Origin of the sequence: Streptomyces sp. NPDC093085 (assembly GCF_040683935.1) — a bacterium.
Lineage (GTDB): Bacteria > Actinomycetota > Actinomycetes > Streptomycetales > Streptomycetaceae > Streptomyces.
Genome location: NZ_JBFBFB010000010.1, coordinates 210,396 through 229,727, shown reverse-complemented (window position 1 = coordinate 229,727; position 19,332 = coordinate 210,396). Strand labels below are relative to the sequence as shown.

Genomic DNA, 19,332 nt, shown 5'->3' with positions numbered 1-19,332 from the left:
GCTCTCCAAGGACGGCGCCATGTCCCCCTTCTCCGGCCTCCGGGCCCCGTATCTCGCCCGCCGGCTCTGCCAGCTCTACGCGGGTCTGGCGCTCTACGGGGCGAGCGCGGCGCTGATGGTGTGCGGCGGGCTGGGTCTGGAGCCGTGGGGGGTGCTGCACCAGGGGCTCGCCGAGCGGACCGGGATGTCGATGGGGGTGGTCGCGATCGTGGTGGGGGCGGTCGTGCTGGTGCTCTGGATACCGCTGCGGCAGCGGCCCGGCCTGGGCACCGTCTCCAATGTCTTCGTCGTGGGACTGGCGATCGACGCCACGCTCGCCGTGGTCCCGCAGGCGCACGGGCTGCCCGCCCGGACCGGCCTGCTGGCCGCCGGGATCGTGCTGAACGGGGTGGCGACGGGGCTGTACATAGCGGCCCGGTTCGGCCCCGGGCCCCGGGACGGGCTGATGACCGGCCTGCACCGGCTGACCGGGCGTTCGGTGCGGCTGGTCCGTACGGCGATCGAGGTGGCCGTGGTGGCGACCGGGTTCGCGCTGGGCGGCTCGGTGGGGGTGGGGACGGTGGCGTACGCGCTGGCGATCGGCCCGCTGGCCCAGCTCTTCCTGCGGGTCTTCGCCATCCCGGGGGCGGACGATGGCCGTACGGTGGTCGCCGAGGAGTCACCGGAAGGCGTCATACTGCCGCGGTGACGCGCGAACTCCACCCTTATCTGGTCCGGCCCGGCGCGGGCCGCCCGCCGGGACCGATCCCCTTCGCCCACCGGGGCGGCACGGCGGACGGTCTGGAGAACACGGCCGCCGCGTTCCGCAGCGCGGCCGGTCTCGGCTACCGGTACTTCGAGACCGATGTGCATGCCACCTCCGACGGCCGGCTGGTCGCCTTCCACGACCCGACGCTGGACCGGGTGACGGACGCCCGGGGTGCGATCGCCGAGCTGCCGTGGCACGAGGTGCGGCGGGCCAGGGTGGCGGGGCGGGAGCCGCTGCCGCTCTTCGCCGAGCTTCTGGAGGAGTTCCCCGACGCGCGGTGGAACGTCGACATCAAGGCGGCGCCCGCGCTGGTCCCGCTGGTGGAGCTGATCCGGGCGACGGACGCCTGGGACCGGATCTGCGTGGGCTCGTTCTCCGAGGCCAGGGTGGCGCGGGCGGCCCGGCTCGCGGGCCCCCGGCTGGCCACCTCGTACGGGGTACGGGGCGTGGTGGGGCTGCGGCTGCGCTCGCTGGGGATCCCCGCGCCGGTCCGGGCGGGCGCGGTCTGCGCGCAGGTGCCCGAGGCGGAGTACGGCATCCCGGTGGTGGACGAACGCTTCGTACGGACGGCGCACGCGCGCGGGCTCCAGGTCCATGTCTGGACGGTCAACGACCCCGCGCGGATGGAGGCACTTGTCGACCTCGGCGTGGATGGCATCATGACTGATCAACTGGAAACGCTGCGCTCGGTGTTGACCGCACGGGGAGCCTGGCAGTAGTGCCCGCGACGGGCAGGTCCTGCCGGGAGCGGCGTCCGCACGGGGAGAAGCGAGGCAGCGCGGGTGACCGCTGACACGGTGGCAGAGGCCGACGGGGCGAAGGCTCTGCGGCGCGAGCAACACGGCTGGTATTTCTACGATTTCGCGTGCTCGGTCTATTCGACGAGCGTGATCACGGTCTTTCTGGGCCCCTATCTGACATCGGTGGCGAAGAACGCCGCCGACGCCGAGGGTTTCGTCCATCCGCTGGGCGTCCCGGTGCGCGCGGGCTCGCTCTTCGCGTACGCGGTCTCCGTCTCGATCGTGGTGGCGGTGCTGGTGATGCCGCTGGTGGGGGCGGCGGCGGACCGTTCGGGCCGGAAGAAGCCGCTGCTCGCGGTCTCGGCGTACATCGGCGCCGGGGCCACGACCGGGATGTTCTTCCTGGACGGGGAGCGCTATCTGCTGGGCGCGCTGCTGCTGATCGTGGCGAACACCGCGATGGCGGTCTCGATGGTGCTCTACAACGCGTACCTCCCGCAGATAGCGGCCCCCGACGAGCGGGACACGGTCTCCTCGCGCGGCTGGGCCTTCGGCTATGTGTCGGGCGCGCTGATGCTCGTGATCAATCTGGTGCTCTACTCCGGGCACGAGACCTTCGGTGTCTCGGAGTCGGTGGCGGTCCGGATCTGTCTGGCCTCGGCGGGGCTCTGGTGGGGCGCCTTCACGCTCATACCGCTGCGCAGGCTGCGCGACCGCCGGGTGGCACCGCGCGGCGAGGGGGCCGTGGGCGGCGGGTGGCGGCAGCTCCTGGCGACGCTGCGGGACATGCGGCGCCATCCGCTGACGCTCTCCTTCCTGCTCGCCTATCTGATCTACAACGACGGCATCCAGACGGTGGTCTCGCAGGCGGCGGTGTACGGCTCGGAGGAGCTGGGCCTGGAGCAGACGACGCTGATCACCGCCGTGCTGCTGGTGCAGATCCTGGCGGTCGCGGGGGCGCTGGCGATGGGCCGGATGGCCGCCGTGTACGGGGCCAAACGCGTCATCCTGGGCTCGCTGGGCGTCTGGACGGTGATCCTGGCGGCCGGGTACTTCCTGCCGGCGGGGGCGCCGGTGGCGTTCTATCTGATGGCGGCGGCGATCGGCCTGGTGCTCGGCGGCAGCCAGGCGCTCTCCCGTTCGCTCTTCTCCCAGCTCGTGCCGGACGGCAAGGAGGCCGAATACTTCTCCGCGTACGAGATGAGCGACCGGGGGCTGAGCTGGCTGGGGCCGCTGGTGTTCGGTCTCGCGTTCCAGGTCACCGGGAGCTACCGGGACGCGATCATCTCGCTGGTGGTCTTCTTCGCCATAGGTTCCGCGCTGCTGGCGCGCGTCCCCGTCAAGGAGGCGATCGCGGCGGCGGGCAACCGCGTACCGGACCGGATTTAGACGTTGACGTGAAAGGGCGGTAGTGTACGCGTTTGGCCTGCCAGGCGGACCGTTACTGCGTACTCGCCCCATGGAATCGCTGGGTGACATCTCCTGTTAGATGTGACAAACCGGGCGCCGGTGGGTACGCAACCCTAGATAAGCAGCGGCACGACGGACGAGGCATGACCCGCAACGGGAATCTTTACCGCCGACCGAACGTTGACCGGATGACGACGACAGCGACACCTGTCCTGTGGGCGACAAGCCCGGGAGGCACGATTCATGAGTGAGCGAGCTCTCCGCGGCACGCGACTCGTGGTGACCAGCTACGAGACGGACCGCGGCATCGATCTGGCCCCGCGCCAGGCGGTGGAGTACGCATGCCAGAACGGCCATCGATTTGAGATGCCGTTCTCGGTAGAGGCGGAGATTCCGCCGGAGTGGGAGTGCAAGGCGTGCGGCGCCCAGGCACTCCTGGTGGACGGGGATGGCCCCGAAGAGAAGAAGGGCAAGCCCGCACGTACGCACTGGGACATGCTCATGGAGCGGCGCACCCGCGAGGAGCTGGAGGAAGTGCTGGCCGAGCGGCTGGCGGTCCTGCGCTCCGGCGCCATGAACATCGCCGTGCACCCTCGGGACAGCCGGAAGTCCGCCTGACTCCGTTCTGACCCCGCGATACCAGCGCAGAACAGATCAGAACAGCACAGCACACGCCTCGGGCCGCGTCACACACTCCGTGTGACGCGGCCCGAGGCGTTTCGCGTATCAGCGTGTCAGCCGGTCACGGCGCGATCGGTGGCCGCGGTCCTTCGCCGTCCGGCCGCCGCGGTTCGCCCTTGTCCTCCGGATGGATGACTTCGCCCTGGACGACCTTGCCGTCGGGCTGCCGCATGCGGGCCTGCTGGAAGGCGTCACCGAGGGAGCCGGGCGGCGCGGTGCGCATCCGGCGCTCCAGGGAGCGTTCCGCGTACCGGCCGAGCGCGGTCCGTACGGGCGGCACCAGGAGCAGCAGCCCCAGAACATCCGTGATCAGCCCGGGCAGCATGATCAGCAGCCCGCCCAGCATCAGGAAGCCGTTGCCGGTGGTCCCCGTCCCCGCCCCCGGCTCGGGAGCGGCGCCGGGGTGCTGCTGCCGCTGAAGCGTCTCGGTCAGGTTCTGGAAGGCGCGCCGCCCGGCGCTCTTGATCACCACGGCGCCGAGGACGACCGCGCCCAGCAGGAGCAGCAGGACGGTGAGGCCGCCGGCGGCTTCGGCCACCACGGTCAGCAGCCAGATCTCCAGCACCAGCCAGACGGCGATGGCGAGGGGGAGGAAGGTGCGGGCGCGGGAGCGCTTGGGAACGGGCCGGGGCGATTGCGCGGTCGTCATGGTTCCAGTGTGCCTGGCGGCCCACCGTTACGGGACAACGGGGAGCCGCCGACGATCTTGTCCGCGATCTTTTCTGTGATCTTTTCTTTGATCTTGCCGGGGACCGGCGGCGCGTTCAGGCCACGGGCCCGGAGGAGTCGGCCGACCCGACCGGCCTCCCGGCCGGTTTACGGCCGAGCAGCCGGTTGGCGCGGGCCTCGACGCCCCAGGCGGTGACCCGCCACAGCGCCTCCACGAGAATGTCCTTGCTCATCTTGGAGTCGCCGAGTTCCCGCTCGACGAAGGTGATGGGCACCTCGACCACATGGCAGCCGGCCTCGACCGCCCGGCGGGCCAGATCGACCTGGAAGCAGTACCCCTGCGAGGAGACGGCGTCGAGGCCGAGCGCCTCCAGGGTCTCGCGGCGGAAGGCCCGGTAGCCGCCGGTGACATCGCGGATCGGCACCCCGAGCAGGACGCGGGAGTAGGTGGAGCCGCCCCGGGAGATGAACTGCCGGCTCCGGGGCCAGTTGACGACCCGGCCGCCGGGCACCCAGCGCGAGCCGAGCACGAGATCGGCGCCCTTGAGCGCGGTGAGCAGCCGGGGCAGTTCCTCGGGCTGGTGGGAGCCGTCGGCGTCCATCTCGACGAGGACCCCGTAGCCGCGCTCCATGCCCCAGCGGAATCCGGCCAGATAGGCGGCGCCCAGACCCTCCTTGCCCTTCCGGTGGAGGACCTTGACCTGAGGGTCGGCGGCGGCCAGTTCGTCGGCGATCCTGCCGGTGCCGTCGGGGCTGTTGTCGTCGGCGATCAGGATATCGGCCGCCGGCACCGCGGCGCGCACGCGGGTGACGATGGGGGCGATGTTCTCGGCCTCGTTGAAGGTCGGGATGATCACCAAGGCTGTACCGAGCGGGCCGTACCGCCTCTGGCCACCGTCGTTCACTGCTGCCCCTTCATCGCCGTACGCAGAGGGCCCAGCTTAGCGAGCGGAGGGGCGGCGCCGTCCACGGCGGGCGGCCCGGTGTCGGGCGACTTGATGGCCGATGTCCGGAAACCGCCGATCGGAAAGCCTGTACGGGAGGTGAACTCATCGGGGGGGGCCTCGCTGCGGACCGGGACCCGGCGTCCTTCGGGCCGACCTCGGACCCGCTGGCTGCGGATCGACCGAAAGCCGTTGTCTACTGAACGCCGGGGCCCCGTCCGGGTCGCACCTGCCGCCCGGCGGAAACCTTCCCCTCGCCTCCGAGACGCGGGCGCTGGACCTGGCTCCCAGTGGTGGTGCGCCGGTGCGGCACACCGCCCCATGGCCCAGCGGCGTTCGACGACGTGTGCGGAGGTTGCCGGACGGACGTCCTGTGGTGGACCCGGCCGAACCTACCCGCCGGTGGCGGCTCGCTGTCAATACCCCTGTGACCTGGGACGTCTATGAGAAACCCCAGGTCAGCCCGGAGGATCCGCAGGTGACGGCGGGGCCCGGCGGCCATCGGTCGGCGGTACGAAATGTCCCTACGTCACTCGTTCGGGCCCACGAACACGGTCCGCCCGCCGACCACGGTCTCCAGGCAGACGGGGAGCGGCCGTCCCGGGGTGAGATCGGGCAGCCCCGGCGTCCCGGAGCGCGGGTCGGTGGACCAGCGCGCCACCCGGTCGTCGGGCGCCTGGACCACCAGTTCCTCGGTGCGCCAGAGCGCGTAGTCGGCGGGCGCCCCCGGCACCAGCGTCCCCGCGTCGTCCCGCCCGGCGGCCCGCCAACCGCCGCGGGTATGGGCCGTGAACGCGGCCCGCACGGAGATCCGGTGCTCCGGGTTCCGGTGAAAGGCCGCGGCCCGGACGGTGCCCCACGGATCGAGCGGGGTGACGGGCGCGTCGGACCCCAGCGCCAGCGGCACCCCGGCCCGCAGCAGCGCCGCGTACGGGTTGAGCGTCCGGGCCCGCTCGACGCCGAGGCGGCGCGCGTACATCCCGTCGTCGCCGCCCCAGAGCGCGTCGAAGGCGGGCTGCACGGAGGCGGTGAGCCCCAGTTCGGCGAAGGCCTCGACGGCCCCCGGAGTGAGCATCTCGGCATGCTCGACCCGGTGCCTGGCCGCGCGGATCCGGGCGATCCCCAGCTTCTCCGCGGCGGCCCGCACCCCGTCCACCACGGTACGGAGCGCGGCATCCCCGATGGCGTGGAACCCGGCCTGGAGCCCCGCCTCGGTACAGGCGGCGACATGCGCGGCCACCTCATCGGCACCGAGGTGCGCCGTACCCCCGTGCGGGGCATCGGCGTACGGCGCGCAGAGGGCGGCGGTGTGCGAGCCGAGCGACCCGTCCACGAAAAGGTCCCCGGCCGCCCCGACGGCCCCCAACTCCCAAACCTTTCCGGCCCCCTTGGCGTCGCCGACCCACTCCCCCCAGTACCCGAGGACCCGCGGCCCGGCCGCTTCCCCCGCGATCGCCAGCAGCCCGGTGAAATCCTCCTCGTCGGAGATGTCGGGCCCCGCGCACTCATGGACGGTGCCGATACCGAGCGAGGCGGCCCTGCGGAGCGCGGCGCGCTGCGCCTCGGCGCGCTGACGGCCGCTGACGGCGCCATGGGCGGCCGCGCGTACGGCGTGGTGGGCGGCGTCGGTGAGCGGCCCTTCGGCCCGGTATCCGGCCAGCGAGGCGACCTGGGGCACGAGATCGAGCAGGGCGGTGGTGACGACGGCGGAGTGCACGTCGATACGCGGCAGATAGAGGGGGCGCCCGCCGGCCGCCTCGTCCAGCTCCTCCCGCGTCGGCGCCCGCCGCTCGGGCCACCGCTCGGCGTCCCAGCCGTGCCCGAGCAGGATCCGCTCCTCGCTCCGCGCGGCGGCGTGCGCCCGTACGAGCTCCAGGGCCTCGGTGAGGCTCCGGGCGCCGGAGAGATCGAGCCCCGTGAGGGCGAGCCCGGTGGCGGTGGTGTGCACATGGGCGTCGGTGAAGGCCGGCGTGACCAGCGCCCCGTCCAGGTCCACGACCTCATCGGCCCCGGCGACGAACGAGTCGGCGGCCCCCTCCGACCCGACCCAGGCGATATGCCCGCGCTCGACGAGCATGGCGGTGGCGAAGGGGTCGGCGGGGCTGTGGACTTCTCCACGGCGGAGCAGAACGGTGCGGTGGTCACTCATACCCCTCAGTCTCCCCCTCCCCGCCACACCCCCGTCACGGGCCCCCGCACCCCGAGCCCTTCGCCGCGGGCCCGCCCGCCTCCGTCCGTACCACCTAAAAGGCCGGCCCCCGGGCCTCGTAGGGCGTGGAGAGCACGACCGTCGTCCGGGTGGAGACCCCCGCCAGCGACCGGATCCGGGTGAGCAGGTCCTCCAGTTCCAGCGGGGTGGAGACGCGGACCTTGAGGATGTAGTTCTCGTCTCCGGCCACGCTGTGGCACGCCTCGATCTCCGCGAGCCCGGAGAGCCGTTCCGCGATGTCGTCGGGGGCGCTGGGGTCGAAGGGTTTGACGGAGATGAACGCGGTGAGGGGGAGGCCGACGGCCTCCGGGTCCACCACCGCGGCGTATCCGCGGATCACCCCGCGCTGCTCCAGACGGCGTACCCGCTGATGTACCGCCGACGTGGACAGGCCGGTGGCCTTGCCCAGGTCGGTGTAGCTCATGCGGCCGTCCTTGACGAGCAATTCCACAATCTGCCGATCCAGCTCCTCCATGCGGATCAACCTATTGCCCCGAGCCCTCTCCGGCACAGTCGAACCCCGGCGGCCGGATGCCCCGCGGGCGGCGCGGGGGGCACCTGCGGGTGGCATGTGACGAAGACCACAGATCTCGGGCCGGGTCCTTCGAGACCTTACGGTTACCTGGCGCGCGCGACGGGAAGTGCTTGCTGTGGTCGAGACCACAAGTGCCTGGTCGGCCCATTCCGAGGGGGAATGTCTCCATGCAGAACCAGAAGCGCGCCGGTCGTATCGAACCGGCCCCCGTCGATCTCGACGACAGCGACGAGATCGATTCCTACAACTCCCACACCTCCGACGACGCCTACAGCTCCTACGACGCGTACGACACGTCGGAGATGTACCGGGTCGTCTGCCCGGACTGCGTCCGGCCGATCGGGGTGCTCGCCGAGGAGGACACGCTCCCGGAGCACGCGCTGTGCCCGACGCCGTGGAACCCGTTCGTGCTGTCGGTGTGCGCCGGTACGGGACGCGCCGCCTCGGAGGCCCGTCCCGTCGACGGAGCCGCCTCGCACGAGGCGCGGGAGCAGAGCACCGGGGTGGTGCTGACGCTCCCTCAGGGGCTGGACTGGCGTACGCAGCCCTTCTCGCACGTAGGCGGCCCGGGCTCGCGCCCCTTCAAACTGCCTGCGCTGCGCCAGGCGGCCTGAGCCGTCGCAGGACGGCCCGAGCCCCCGTCAGCCGGTCCGGGACTCCGTCACCGGCTCTCCGTCACCGGCTCTCCGGCCCCGCGAGATGGCGGGCGATCACCATCCGCTGGATCTGGTTGGTGCCCTCGACGATCTGCAGCACCTTCGCCTCGCGGAGATAGCGCTCCGCGGGGAAGTCCGCCGTGTACCCGTAGCCGCCGAGCACCTGGACGGCGTCGATGGTGACCCGCATCGCCATGTCGGTGCAGAACAGCTTGGCCATGGCCGCCTCGGCCGAGAAGGACCGGCCCGTGTCGCGCCGCCGTGCGGCGGCGAGGTAGAGGGCCCGTCCGGCCTCGATCTGGGTGGCCATGTCGGCGAGCAGGAAGCGCAGCCCCTGGAAGTCCGCCACCGGGCGGCCGAACTGGCGCCGTCCGGTGGCGTATCCGAGCGCCTCGTCCAGTGCGGCCCGGGCGACGCCGACGGCGCAGGCGGCGATGCCGAGGCGGCCCGAGTCGAGGGCGGAGAGCGCGATGGCGAACCCCTGGCCCTCCTCGCCGATCCGGCGGTCGTCGGCCACCCGTACGCCGTCGAAGTGAAGTTGGGCGGTGGGCGAGCCCTTCAGGCCCATCTTCCGCTCGGGCGGCGCGGCGTGGAGCCCGGGGGCGTCGCCCGGGACGAGGAACGCGGTGATGCCCCGGGGGCCTTCGCCGCCGGTCCTGGCGAGCACGGTGTAGAAGTCGGCGAGCCCGCCGTGGGTGATCCACGCCTTGGTACCGGTGAGGATCCAGTCACCGCCGCCCCCGCCGTCGCGCACGGCCCGCGTGGTGAGCGAGGCGGCGTCGGAGCCCGCTGTGGGCTCGGAAAGGCAGTACGCGCCGAGCAGCCCGCCGCCGAGCATGGCGGGGAGGTGCTCGGTCCGCTGCTCCTTGGTGCCGTAGCCGGCGAGGGCGTGGCAGGCCAGGGTGTGGACGCTGGCGCCGAGGCCCACGGTGAGCCGGGCCGCGGCGAGTTCTTCGAGGACCTGGAGGTAGACCTCGTACGGCTGGCCCCCGCCGCCGTCGGCGGTGTCGTACGGGAGGGCGAGCAGCCCGGACGTGGAGAGCAGCCGGAAGAGTTCGCGGGGGAAGTGCCCGGCGTCCTCCTCCTCGGCGGCCGTAGGGGCGATCTCGCGGCGGATGATGTCGCTCACGAGGGCGAGAAGGTCCTGGGCCTCCTCGGTGGGCAGCGGACGGTCCACCGGTCGCGGGGCGCGGTCGGTCATGGCGGCGCTCTCCTCCCTGTCGGGTCCCTGTCGGGCGCTGCGGCGTCGCGCGCGGGGTGGGCGCACGCCGCCGGTATGAGGATCCGGGTGGCCCCGGACGGTCGTACCTGCCCCGTCGATGGTGCCGTCCCGGATCACGGGAGCGGCTGATCAGCGGCGGTGGCGCGTTGAGTATGCCCGATCGGGGGGTGCGCGTCACCGGGTCGGTGATCACGTACGTACGTGGCCGCGGGGGCACGTAGTTGGTCCGAACCATTGACCCTAGTGGTCTAGTCCTTCTAACGTCCCTTCCGAAGCCCACCGCGCCCCTCGTACCACGGGCGCACCATCGGCCTCCCCCCACCTGCACGTCCCTGCACGTCCCGCTTCCTCTCCCCCACGAGGAGACACATGTTCAGGCTCCATCCTTCGCGCCATCCTTCGCGCCTTCCCTCACGCCGCCCTGCGCGCTCCCGCTTCCGGGCGCTGACCGCCGCCGCGTGCACCGCCGTTCTGGGCGTGACGCTGCTCTCCGGGGCGGGCGCCGCCTCCGCCGGTGAGAACCCGGCCGAGGAGACCACGGTGGCGGCGGCCGGCGACAAGGTCATCGGCTACTTCACCAACTGGGGCGTCTACGGGCGCAATTACCATGTGAAGAACATCGAGACCTCCGGCTCGGCCGGCAAACTGACCCACATCAACTACGCGTTCGGCAATGTCCAGGGCGGCAAGTGCACCGTCGGCGACTCGTTCGCGGATTACGAGAAGACGTACACGGCCGAGGAGAGCGTGGACGGCGTGGCCGACACGTGGGACCAGCCGGTACGCGGCAGCTTCAACCAGCTCCGCAAGCTCAAGGCGCTCCACCCCGGCCTTAAGGTGATCTGGTCCTTCGGCGGCTGGTCCTGGTCGGGCGGGTTCGGCGAGGCGGCGAAGGACCCGGCGGCGTTCGCGCGCTCCTGCCACGACCTGGTGAAGGACTCGCGCTGGGCCGATGTCTTCGACGGTATCGACATCGACTGGGAGTACCCCAACGCCTGCGGGGACACCTGCGACAGCAGCGGCCCGGACGCCTTCCGTGAGGTGGCCGCGGCGCTCCGCGCCGAGTTCGGCTCCGACCTGGTGACGGCGGCGATCACCGCCGACGGTACGGACGGCGGGAAGATCGACGCGGCCGACTACGCGGGCGCGGCGCAGTACTTCGACTGGTACAACCCGATGACGTACGACTTCTTCGGCGCGTTCGCGGCGCAGGGCCCGACCGCCCCGCACTCGCCGCTGACCTCGTACCCGGGCATCCCGACGCAGGGCTTCGACTCGGACACCGCGATCACCAAGCTGAAGAGCCTGGGGATCCCTTCCGAGAAGCTGCTGCTGGGCATCGGGTTCTACGGGCGCGGCTGGTCCGGCGTCGGCCAGGCGGAGCCGGGCGGCAGCGCGACGGGCGCGGCGCCGGGGACGTACGAGGCGGGCATCGAGGACTACAAGGTCATCAAGGACCGCTGCCCGGCCAACGGTACGGTCGGCGGCACCGCGTACGCCTACTGCGGTGACCAGTGGTGGAGCTACGACACCCCCGCGACCATCGCCGGGAAGATGGCCTACAAGGACCAGCAGGGCCTGGGCGGCACCTTCTTCTGGGAGCTCAGCGGCGACACGGCGGACGGCGAGCTGATCAAGTCCATCAAGTGACCGGCCGACCGACCGTCCGCCTGACCGGCCGACCGACCGTCCGGCTGACCGGCTGACTGACCGACCGGTCGCCTCACGGCGGCGAGTCCGCCACCGGGACGCGCCGGGGGCGGGGTGTGCGATCCACCCCCGCCCCCGGCGTCCTCATGCGGGTGGCCGTCTATACGGCCGCCCTTTTACATAGCCACGACTATGCAGATAGCTACGGCTATGCAGTCACCACGCGTCCGGCTCCGGGGTGCGGCCGGTGAACGGGACCCAGGTGAGGTCCTGCGGCGGGGCCGGGCACTCCGGGGCGAACTCCTCGATCGTGTCGAGCGTGTGGCGCAGCATCCGGACGAGCAGGTCGCGCGGGATCTCCCGGCGCACATCGTCGCGGTGCTCCAGCCATTCGAGCGTCAGCCACTCGACACTGCTGAGCCAGCCCAGCAGGGCGAGCCGGGCGATCGGCGGGATGTCCTGGTGGCCGTAGGCGCCCTCGGCGATGGTGGCGACGAGGCCGGTCCTGACCGCGTCACGGATCTCCTGGACCTGGGTGTCGAAGCCGACGCCGCCGGTGACGATGGTGCGGTAGGCCGCCTCGTTGTACTGGGCGAAGCGCAGATACGCCTCGACGGTGCGCTGCACCCGTTGGGTACGGGGCAGTTCGGCGCCGTCGGAGGCGAGCGCGACAAGTTCGGCGACCGAGTCCTCGACGATGGCGAGGTAATAGCCCCGCTTGTTCTTGAAGTAGTAGTAGATGAGCCCTTTGGCGACCCCGGCGTGCTGCGCGATGTCGTCCATCGACAGCGCGTCGTACGAGGTGTCGGCGAACAACTTCCGTCCGATTGAGATGAGTTCGGAGCGCCGAACCTGGGATCGCAGGGACGGTCCGCGCTGTTGACTACGATTCACATTCGCGTCCTGGTCTCCGGCTGCGACAGTGTTCCCGCAGGTAATCCGGCAGGAATTCACGCAGTATCGCAGAGATCACACGCGGTCCCTTCGCCCGGCCGGAGCGATCCCCTGTGATGTCAGAGCAGTCCCGTGTGGCTGACGAGGACGGCGAGCAGGACGACCAGGGTCCAGCCGAGCAGGTGCTCCAGCAGCCGGGGCCCGTCGTCCTTGGGGCCCCCGGTACGGGAGCGGGAGCGGCCGAGCGCCGGGGCGGAAGCGGCGGCGGTCAGGGATGCGGTGGCAGCAGTCATGGAGATCTCTTCGGTCGTACGGCGGTGGATGCCCCCCTCGGGGCCCAATGTGCCAGCCGATCGGGCGACCGGGTAGAGACGTACGTCACCGCCGCGCGGGTACGGTCGGGTACGGGCGCGTGACGACCGGGCCGTACGGGGCGGTATGTGCGGTATGCCACACCTCGTTTTGCCGGACCGGCAATATTTCTTGCCGGTGCCGCGGGCCCCTCGAACGATCACGGGACAGCAGCCCCGAGCAGAGGAGCAGGGAGAGCGATGTCGAACCCCCAATGGCACCACCGCATGGTGGAGGTCCCCGGCGGCCGGATCCATCTCGTGGAGGAGGGCACGGGCCCGCTGGTCCTCCTGGTCCACGGCTTCCCCGAGTCCTGGTACTCCTGGCGCCACCAGCTCCATGCGCTGGCCGCCGCCGGGTACCGGGCCGTGGCGCTGGACGTACGGGGGTACGGGCGCTCGTCCAAGCCGGCCGACGTGGCGTCGTACGGGATGCTGGCGCATGTCTCCGACAACGTCGGGGTGGTGCGCGCGCTCGGCGAGGAGAGCGCGGTGGTCGTCGGCCATGACTGGGGCTCCCCCATCGCCGCCAACTCCGCCCTGCTCAGGCCCGATGTCTTCACCGCCGTGGGGCTGCTGAGCGTGCCGTACACGCCCCGGGGCGGACTCCGGCCGACCGACGGCTTCCGCCTGATCGGCGGGGACGAGGAGTTCTACGTCAGCTACTTCCAGCGGCCGGGCCGCGCGGAGGCGGAGGTCGAGCCCGATGTCCGGGGGTGGCTGGCCCGGGCGTACGCCGGGCTCTCCGCCGACACCATGCCGGCCGAGGGCGCGGAACGCCTCTTCTTCGTGCCGGAGGGCGCCCGGCTCGTCGACCGCTTCCCGGCCGGACCGCTGCCCTCCTGGCTCTCGGAGGAGGATCTGGATTTCTACGCGGGCGAGTTCGAGCGCGGCGGGCTGACGGGGCCGCTCAACCGGTACCGCAACGTGGACCGCGACTGGGCGGACCTCGCCGCCTGGGACGGGGCGCCCATCCGGCAGCCGTCGCTCTTCATCGGCGGCGCGCGCGACTCCTCCACGTCCTGGATGGCGGACGCGATCGCGAACTTCCCCGCCACCCTGCCCGGACTGCACTCCTCCACCCTGCTGGAGGGGTGCGGCCACTGGGTGCAGCAGGAGCGGGCCGAGGACGTCAACGAGCTGCTGGTGGAGTGGCTGCGCACCCTCCCCTGAACCCCGCTCACCCTCTCCGTCCCCTTCCCGCCCTCTCCCCCCCGCATCCACACTTTGGTCACAACTCGGTCACCAACCGTACGCATGGCCCACACGGTGTGCACCCACACCGTTACGGTCATCCCCTCACGAACCATCCAGGGGGACCCATGTCGTACAACCACCCGCCCATGCCGTCTCCGGCTCCGTCGAACGCCCCACGTACGGCACCCCGTTGGGCGCGCAAGCGGTACGTACTGCCGGCTCTCGCCCTCTCCTTCTTCGTCGGCGTCGGCGCCGGCGGGGCGGACGGGACGGGGGCCGCGCCGGACGGCGCGGACGGGAAGGCCGCCTCGGCGGTCGGGCCCGCGCCCTCGGCGAGTGCGACCGCGACCGCGACCGTGACCGCCACGGCGACGGCGACGGCCACCACCACCGCCGAGGCGGAGCCCGCGCCGACCGTGACCGTGAAGAGCACCGAGACCGTACGGGCGACGGTCACCGTCCAGGCCCCCGGAACCGGAACCGGGGGCAGCGGCGGGAGCGGCAGCGGGGGCGGGGGCTCGGACGGCGGGGCGGCGTACTACGCCAACTGCACCGCCGCCCGGGCCGCCGGGGTCGCGCCGCTCCACCGGGGCGACCCGGGGTACGCCTCGCATCTCGACCGGGACGGCGACGGCGTGGCCTGCGAGAGCTGACCCGGCGGCACGTCACGGCGCGCCCCGGCGGGCTCCGGGCGGTCGGAGCGGTCTGTCAGAGCAGCCCGACCGCCCGGAGTGCCCGGTGCTGGGCGGCGGACGGCCGGGCGGGCCAGTAGACGTAGCAGACGCCGCCCGTGCCGGAGGAGACCCCGCCGGACGCGTTGTACCGCTTGGTGCGGAGCCAGACGGTCTCCCACTCGGCGCGGCGGTAGACCCGCCGTACGGCCGCGTTGCTGGGCGAGGCGGGGTCGTTGGCGATCACGTCGCCCTCGGCGGTGAAGCCGATGACCGTCATCAGGTGGCCGGCCGTGCCGTACCCCGCCCCCGTCAGCTCCTCCTTGAGGAAGGACTGCGAGGTGATGACCGGGATGCCGGCGCCGATGAGGGTCTCCACGTCGGTCAGCGAGCCGAGCCGGGTGACGGCCGCGCTCATGTCCCGGTACGTGGCGGCGTACGCGGCGTTGAACGGCCAGTTGCCGCACCCCTCGTACTGGTAGTCGTAGGTGTACCGGGCGGCGTGGCAGACCTGGGGGTCGGCGAAGGCCGGGTCCACCCAGGCGAGTTCGTCGGCGGTGGGGACCCGCCCCCAGTACTCGATGATCATCTGCGAGGAGGTGGGGCTGCACCAGGCCTCGCCGCCGTTGTCGTACTCCGGGTACTGCCCGACATGGGTGTTCTGCGAGTAGCGCGGTACCGCCAGCTCCCGCGCGAGCCCCGGGGCTGAGGCCGGGACGGTGAACCGGTCGGGGATGTCGGAGGCCATCGCGCCGGCCCGGTGGACGACGGGGGTGAGGCCGCTGCCGGGGGTGCGGTACAGGGTGAGGCGGAGCACGTACGAGACGAGGCGCGTGCCGCTCGCCGCGTCGTCCACCGCGAGGGTGTCGGTCCAGACGGTGGTCCGGCCGTCGCGCTGGCCGTCCAGCGAGGTGCGCCGGATGTCGCCGTCCCCGTCGCCGGAGGTCCAGCGGCCCAGCACGTACCAGGGGGTGTCGGTGCCGTCCTCGTACCGCCCGCGCACCTCGGTCTGGAGCCAGGTGCCGGCGGGGGTCAGCGCGTTCCAGGAGGCGATGATCTCGGTGGCGGGGACCCGGGAGGTCCGGCGGGGCGAGGTCCAGGTGGCGTACTCCCAGGTGGTGCTCGCCCCGGTGTGCGGGTCGGTGTACTCCGTGGTGCCGGCCGGGGCGCCGATGACCAGCGAGGGACGGACGCCGCCGACGGCGCGGGTGCCGGCGGCGGTGCCGGAGCGCCACTCCTCGTACGAGGCCCAGAACGCGTTGTCCACGAGCGGCGGCTCCGCCCGGCCGGCGGCGGCCGGCGCTCCAGGTGCTCCGGACCCGGCGGGTGCGGCGGCGGCCGGGAGGGCGGAGCCCGCGCCGGTGGCGGCGGTGACCGCGAGCGCGGCGGCGAGGACGGTCCTGCGCGACGGGGGACGGGTCATGGGGATACCTCCGGTCGACGGGGCGGAAGGGGAGAGAGGTGCGGAGACGGCGGGGCGGGAAGGGGGCGGCGGGGCGGAGACGACGAGGCGCGGAAAACGGTGCGGAGAAGGCGAGGTGACGGCCCGGCAGTGGTCCACTATCGCCGCTCGCGACGGGCTTCTGCCAGCGATTGTCACCGCGTCGGGCGGGCAATATTGGTCTCCGCCACTGGCGCGCCCCACGCCCCGCCCCCGCCCCGCCGGCCCCACCGGGCGCCCCGCAGGCCCTGCCGGGCGCCGGTCGGGCGCCGCGCCCCGCTCCCGTACGCCCCGGCTCGTACGCTGGAACATATGGACGATCTCCCCGCCGAGGGCCCCCCGGCCGAGGCCCGCCCCGCCGACGACCTCACCGCCGTGGCCGCGCGGCTGCGTGCCCTGCCGCCCTCCTGCGGCCCGGTGCGGCTGGTCGGGGTGGACGGCCACGCCGGTTCCGGCAAGAGCACCTTCGCGACCCGCCTCGCGGCGGCGCTGGACGGCGCGCCCGTGCTGCGGCTGGACGATCTCGCCAGCCACGACGCGCTGTTCGACTGGCTCCCCCGGCTGAAGGACCAGGTGATCGAGGCGTTCGTACGCGGCGCCGACGCCTCCTACGCGCCGTACGACTGGACCTCGCGCCGCTTCACCGCGCCCCGGCCCCTGCCCGCCGCCCCCGTGGTCCTCGTCGAGGGCGTCGGGGCCGGACGGCGGGGGGTACGGCCGTATCTCGCACGGCTGTTCTGGATGGAGCGGGGCGCGGCGGAGTCCTGGGAGCGCGGGCGGCGCAGGGACGGTCCCGGGCTCGCCTCCTTCTGGGACGGCTGGACAGTGGCGGAGACACGCCATTTCGCGACGGACCCGTCCCGTCCCTTTTCCGATGCTCTGGTACGAGAGCGCCGGAAGGGGTACGTGATTCGGCCGATGCCTCCCACGACCGCAAGACAGGACCAAACCCTCACTCGGAGTGACCGATCGGAGGCGCCGTACTGACCAGTCGGAAGCCGGGGCGCGCCGAGTGCCCAACTCGGCTTGACCAGTGGGCAGGACAGGTCTTACGTTCTTAATGTGCGGCTTTCAGGAGCCGCCGCGGACGCGAAGCCCCCGGTTGTTCCCCCGTGATCGGGGGCTTCGTTCTGCCCTCCGCGCCGCTTTCCCCGCCCCGTACGGCCTCATCCGATCACCCTGGGTCACCGGCCGACTCGGTGTGCGGCGCCCTTAGTCGCACACACTCTGCGCAGGTACGATGCCTCTGAGTGCGGTCAATTCCCGTCCGCGTCATGGTGGTTCAGTACGCTGCCGACGGGCGCCCGCCCGACGGGACATCACGGGGGCACGGTTTGTGGGGGACCTGATGGATATCGGCACGCAGGGCACGGGAGCCCCGGCCGACCTCGCCTGGGTGCGCGGGGTGGACGCCTACACCATGGGGGCCTACCCCCAGGCCGAGGAGGAGTTCAGGACCGCGGTCCGGCTCGACCCCGGGATGGCGGACGGCTGGCTCGGGCTGCACGCGCTGCGCGTCGAGACCACCACCGCCCTGCTCCAGATGTACCGCCACCGGGAACGCTTCGGCGAACAGCGCACCCGCCACCGCAGAACCCTCAACTCCTGGTACTGGCTGGGCTGGTGGGTGCAGCCGGTGCTGGAGAGCGGGCGCGACCTGCGGCTCGCGCACGCCTCGCACTGGCTGGACGGCCGTCATGTGCCGGAACTGGACCGGGCGTTGGCGGGGCTGCCGCCGGTGGACACCGACCCGCAGGTGCGCTTCCTGCACGCCTGCCGGGCGTATCTGGTCAAGGACTGGGACCAGTTGTGCCGCCATACCGAGCACCTGGTCCACGATCCGCTGCTCGGGATCGAGGCCGGGCTCTTCGGCGGGATGGCCCGGGTGCGGCTGGAGATGTTCGGCCAGGCCGAGCCGCTGCTCGCCACCGCGCTGATGCGGTGCCGCAGCGAGCAGCCGCAGCGCAAGGAGCTGCGGTACTGGCTGGCCCGCGCCCATGAGGGCACCGGGCGGAGCGCGGCGGCCCTGCCGCTCTACCGGGCGGTGCACCGGCTCGACCCGGCGTTCATGGACACGGCGGCCCGGCTCGCCGCGATCACCGACTCCGACGGGTACGACGGCTATGTCGGCCCGGACGACCCGATGGGGCTGGCGTCGGTGGCGCTGGCCGGACTCGGCCAGGAGACCGCCGACAGCTCCGACACCGGCGATCCGCAGGCGCAGGCCCAGCAGCAGGGCGACCCCGAGGGCCCGCTCGGCGCCGATGTCCTCCTCGGTGGTCAGCCGCCGCTCGGCGGGGCGCCGCCCGCCGTACCGGAGCCGCCGCGCGACAAGCTGCCGCCGCCCGCGCGCCCGCCGTCGCCGCGCTTCCCCGAGGGGCCGACCGACCCCGGGCTGCTCGCCGAGGCACTGGCCGAGCTGGAGCGTATGGTCGGGCTGGAACCGGTGAAGCGGCAGGTCAAGGCGGTCTCCGCACAGTTGCGCATGGCGCGGCTGCGGGCCGGTCAGGGGCTGCCCGTCCAGCCGCCGAAACGTCACTTTGTCTTCTCGGGGCCCTCCGGCACGGGGAAGACGACGGTGGCACGGATCCTGGGGCGGATCTTCTACGCGCTCGGGCTGCTCGGCGGGGACCATCTCGTGGAGGCGCAACGGGCCGATCTGGTCGGCGAGTTCCTGGGCCAGACCGCCGTGAAGGCGAACGAGCTGATCGACTCGGCGATCGGCGGGGTGCTCTTCGTGGACGAGGCGTACAGCCTCTCCAACTCCGGCTACTCCAAGGGCGACGCGTACGGCGACGAGGCGCTCCAGGTGCTGCTGAAGCGGGCCGAGGACAACCGCGACCACCTGGTGGTGATCCTGGCGGGGTATCCGGAGGGCATGGACCGGCTGCTCGCCACCAACCCCGGGCTCTCCTCGCGCTTCACCAGCCGGGTCGACTTCCCGAGCTACCGGCCGCTCGAACTCACCGCGATCGGCGGGGTGCTGGCCGCCGAGAACGGCGATGTGTGGGACGAGGAGTCGGTGGACGAGCTGCGCTCGATCAGCGGGCACGTGGTCGACCAGGGGTGGATCGACGAGCTGGGCAACGGCCGCTTCGTCCGGACGCTGTACGAGAAGAGCTGCGCCTACCGCGATCTGCGGCTCTCCGGCTACACCGGTACTCCTACGCGCGATGACCTGGCCACGCTGCGGCTGCCCGATCTGATGCAGGCGTACGGCGAGGTGCTCTCGGGGCGGGGCCCGGCGGGCCGGGGCCCGCAGGACCCTACGGCACCGTAGGGCAGGTCACGGTGGGGCGGGGCGCCGTGGGGCGG

The 19,332-nt window shown here is 72.4% G+C and carries 18 protein-coding genes; 10 read left to right on the top strand and 8 right to left on the bottom strand.

Annotated elements, in window-relative coordinates; translation table 11 throughout:
* The first annotated feature begins 19 nt into the window (after positions 1-19).
* The 4 genes from AB0O07_RS25770 (at position 20) to AB0O07_RS25755 (ending at position 3,516) form a co-directional block, all read left to right on the top strand.
* Positions 20-688, top strand: a complete 669-nt coding sequence (locus tag AB0O07_RS25770) for a hypothetical protein (protein ID WP_365637246.1) — start codon at positions 20-22, stop codon at positions 686-688.
* Between the two features lie 20 nt (positions 689-708).
* Complete coding sequence (locus tag AB0O07_RS25765; protein WP_365637328.1) at positions 709-1,467, top strand: glycerophosphodiester phosphodiesterase; 759 nt, start codon at positions 709-711, stop codon at positions 1,465-1,467.
* A gap of 63 nt (positions 1,468-1,530) precedes the next feature.
* Positions 1,531-2,877, top strand: a complete 1,347-nt coding sequence (locus tag AB0O07_RS25760) for an MFS transporter (protein ID WP_365637243.1) — start codon at positions 1,531-1,533, stop codon at positions 2,875-2,877.
* 264 nt (positions 2,878-3,141) lie between these two features.
* Entirely contained in the window at positions 3,142-3,516 is a 375-nt protein-coding gene (locus AB0O07_RS25755) for an RNA polymerase-binding protein RbpA (RefSeq protein ID WP_003959706.1), read from the top strand.
* 124 nt (positions 3,517-3,640) lie between these two features.
* On the opposite strand, the gene fxsA is transcribed toward AB0O07_RS25755, so the two are convergent.
* From fxsA to AB0O07_RS25735, 4 genes are all read right to left on the bottom strand, one after another.
* The gene (fxsA, locus tag AB0O07_RS25750) at positions 3,641-4,228 is read right to left on the bottom strand and encodes an FxsA family membrane protein (protein ID WP_365637240.1); all 588 of its coding nucleotides are present in this window, start codon (positions 4,226-4,228) and stop codon (positions 3,641-3,643) included.
* Between the two features lie 115 nt (positions 4,229-4,343).
* Entirely contained in the window at positions 4,344-5,153 is an 810-nt protein-coding gene (locus AB0O07_RS25745) for a polyprenol monophosphomannose synthase (protein ID WP_365637238.1), read from the bottom strand.
* Between the two features lie 568 nt (positions 5,154-5,721).
* The gene (locus AB0O07_RS25740) at positions 5,722-7,341 is read right to left on the bottom strand and encodes an amidohydrolase (RefSeq protein WP_365637236.1); all 1,620 of its coding nucleotides are present in this window, start codon (positions 7,339-7,341) and stop codon (positions 5,722-5,724) included.
* 94 nt (positions 7,342-7,435) lie between these two features.
* Positions 7,436-7,876 (bottom strand): Lrp/AsnC family transcriptional regulator, encoded by a 441-nt coding sequence (locus tag AB0O07_RS25735; protein WP_365637234.1) that lies wholly within the window; start codon positions 7,874-7,876, stop codon positions 7,436-7,438.
* Between the two features lie 227 nt (positions 7,877-8,103).
* Between AB0O07_RS25735 and AB0O07_RS25730 the strand changes: the two genes are divergently transcribed.
* Complete coding sequence (locus AB0O07_RS25730; RefSeq protein ID WP_365637232.1) at positions 8,104-8,550, top strand: hypothetical protein; 447 nt, start codon at positions 8,104-8,106, stop codon at positions 8,548-8,550.
* Positions 8,551-8,611: 61 nt separating this feature from the next.
* Here the strand turns inward: AB0O07_RS25730 and AB0O07_RS25725 are convergent, their stop codons facing one another.
* Positions 8,612-9,793, bottom strand: coding sequence for an acyl-CoA dehydrogenase family protein (locus AB0O07_RS25725; protein WP_365637229.1), 1,182 nt, complete (start codon positions 9,791-9,793; stop codon positions 8,612-8,614).
* A 390-nt stretch (positions 9,794-10,183) separates the two neighbouring features.
* Here AB0O07_RS25725 and AB0O07_RS25720 point away from each other — a divergent pair, with 390 nt between their 5' ends.
* Entirely contained in the window at positions 10,184-11,464 is a 1,281-nt protein-coding gene (locus AB0O07_RS25720) for a glycoside hydrolase family 18 protein (protein WP_365637226.1), read from the top strand.
* Positions 11,465-11,680: 216 nt separating this feature from the next.
* On the opposite strand, the gene AB0O07_RS25715 is transcribed toward AB0O07_RS25720, so the two are convergent.
* Both AB0O07_RS25715 and AB0O07_RS25710 read right to left on the bottom strand, forming a co-directional pair.
* Complete coding sequence (locus AB0O07_RS25715; RefSeq protein ID WP_365637223.1) at positions 11,681-12,358, bottom strand: TetR/AcrR family transcriptional regulator; 678 nt, start codon at positions 12,356-12,358, stop codon at positions 11,681-11,683.
* A gap of 119 nt (positions 12,359-12,477) precedes the next feature.
* Complete coding sequence (locus AB0O07_RS25710; protein ID WP_365637221.1) at positions 12,478-12,651, bottom strand: SCO1431 family membrane protein; 174 nt, start codon at positions 12,649-12,651, stop codon at positions 12,478-12,480.
* A gap of 258 nt (positions 12,652-12,909) precedes the next feature.
* Between AB0O07_RS25710 and AB0O07_RS25705 the strand changes: the two genes are divergently transcribed.
* Positions 12,910-13,881 carry an alpha/beta hydrolase gene (locus AB0O07_RS25705; protein WP_365637219.1) on the top strand — a complete coding sequence of 324 codons (972 nt, stop codon included), beginning with the start codon at positions 12,910-12,912 and terminating at the stop codon, positions 13,879-13,881.
* Positions 13,882-14,030: 149 nt separating this feature from the next.
* Positions 14,031-14,558: an excalibur calcium-binding domain-containing protein gene (locus tag AB0O07_RS25700; protein WP_365637216.1), complete on the top strand. Its 528-nt coding sequence runs from the start codon at positions 14,031-14,033 to the stop codon at positions 14,556-14,558.
* Positions 14,559-14,613: 55 nt separating this feature from the next.
* Here the strand turns inward: AB0O07_RS25700 and AB0O07_RS25695 are convergent, their stop codons facing one another.
* Complete coding sequence (locus tag AB0O07_RS25695; protein WP_365637213.1) at positions 14,614-15,999, bottom strand: peptidase C39 family protein; 1,386 nt, start codon at positions 15,997-15,999, stop codon at positions 14,614-14,616.
* A gap of 330 nt (positions 16,000-16,329) precedes the next feature.
* On the opposite strand from AB0O07_RS25695, the gene AB0O07_RS25690 reads away from it, so the two are divergent.
* Together AB0O07_RS25690 and AB0O07_RS25685 are read left to right on the top strand one after the other, a co-directional pair.
* Positions 16,330-17,004 carry a hypothetical protein gene (locus AB0O07_RS25690; protein WP_365637211.1) on the top strand — a complete coding sequence of 225 codons (675 nt, stop codon included), beginning with the start codon at positions 16,330-16,332 and terminating at the stop codon, positions 17,002-17,004.
* Positions 17,005-17,365: 361 nt separating this feature from the next.
* Positions 17,366-19,297 (top strand): AAA family ATPase, encoded by a 1,932-nt coding sequence (locus AB0O07_RS25685; protein WP_365637209.1) that lies wholly within the window; start codon positions 17,366-17,368, stop codon positions 19,295-19,297.
* The last annotated feature ends 35 nt before the right edge of the window (positions 19,298-19,332 follow it).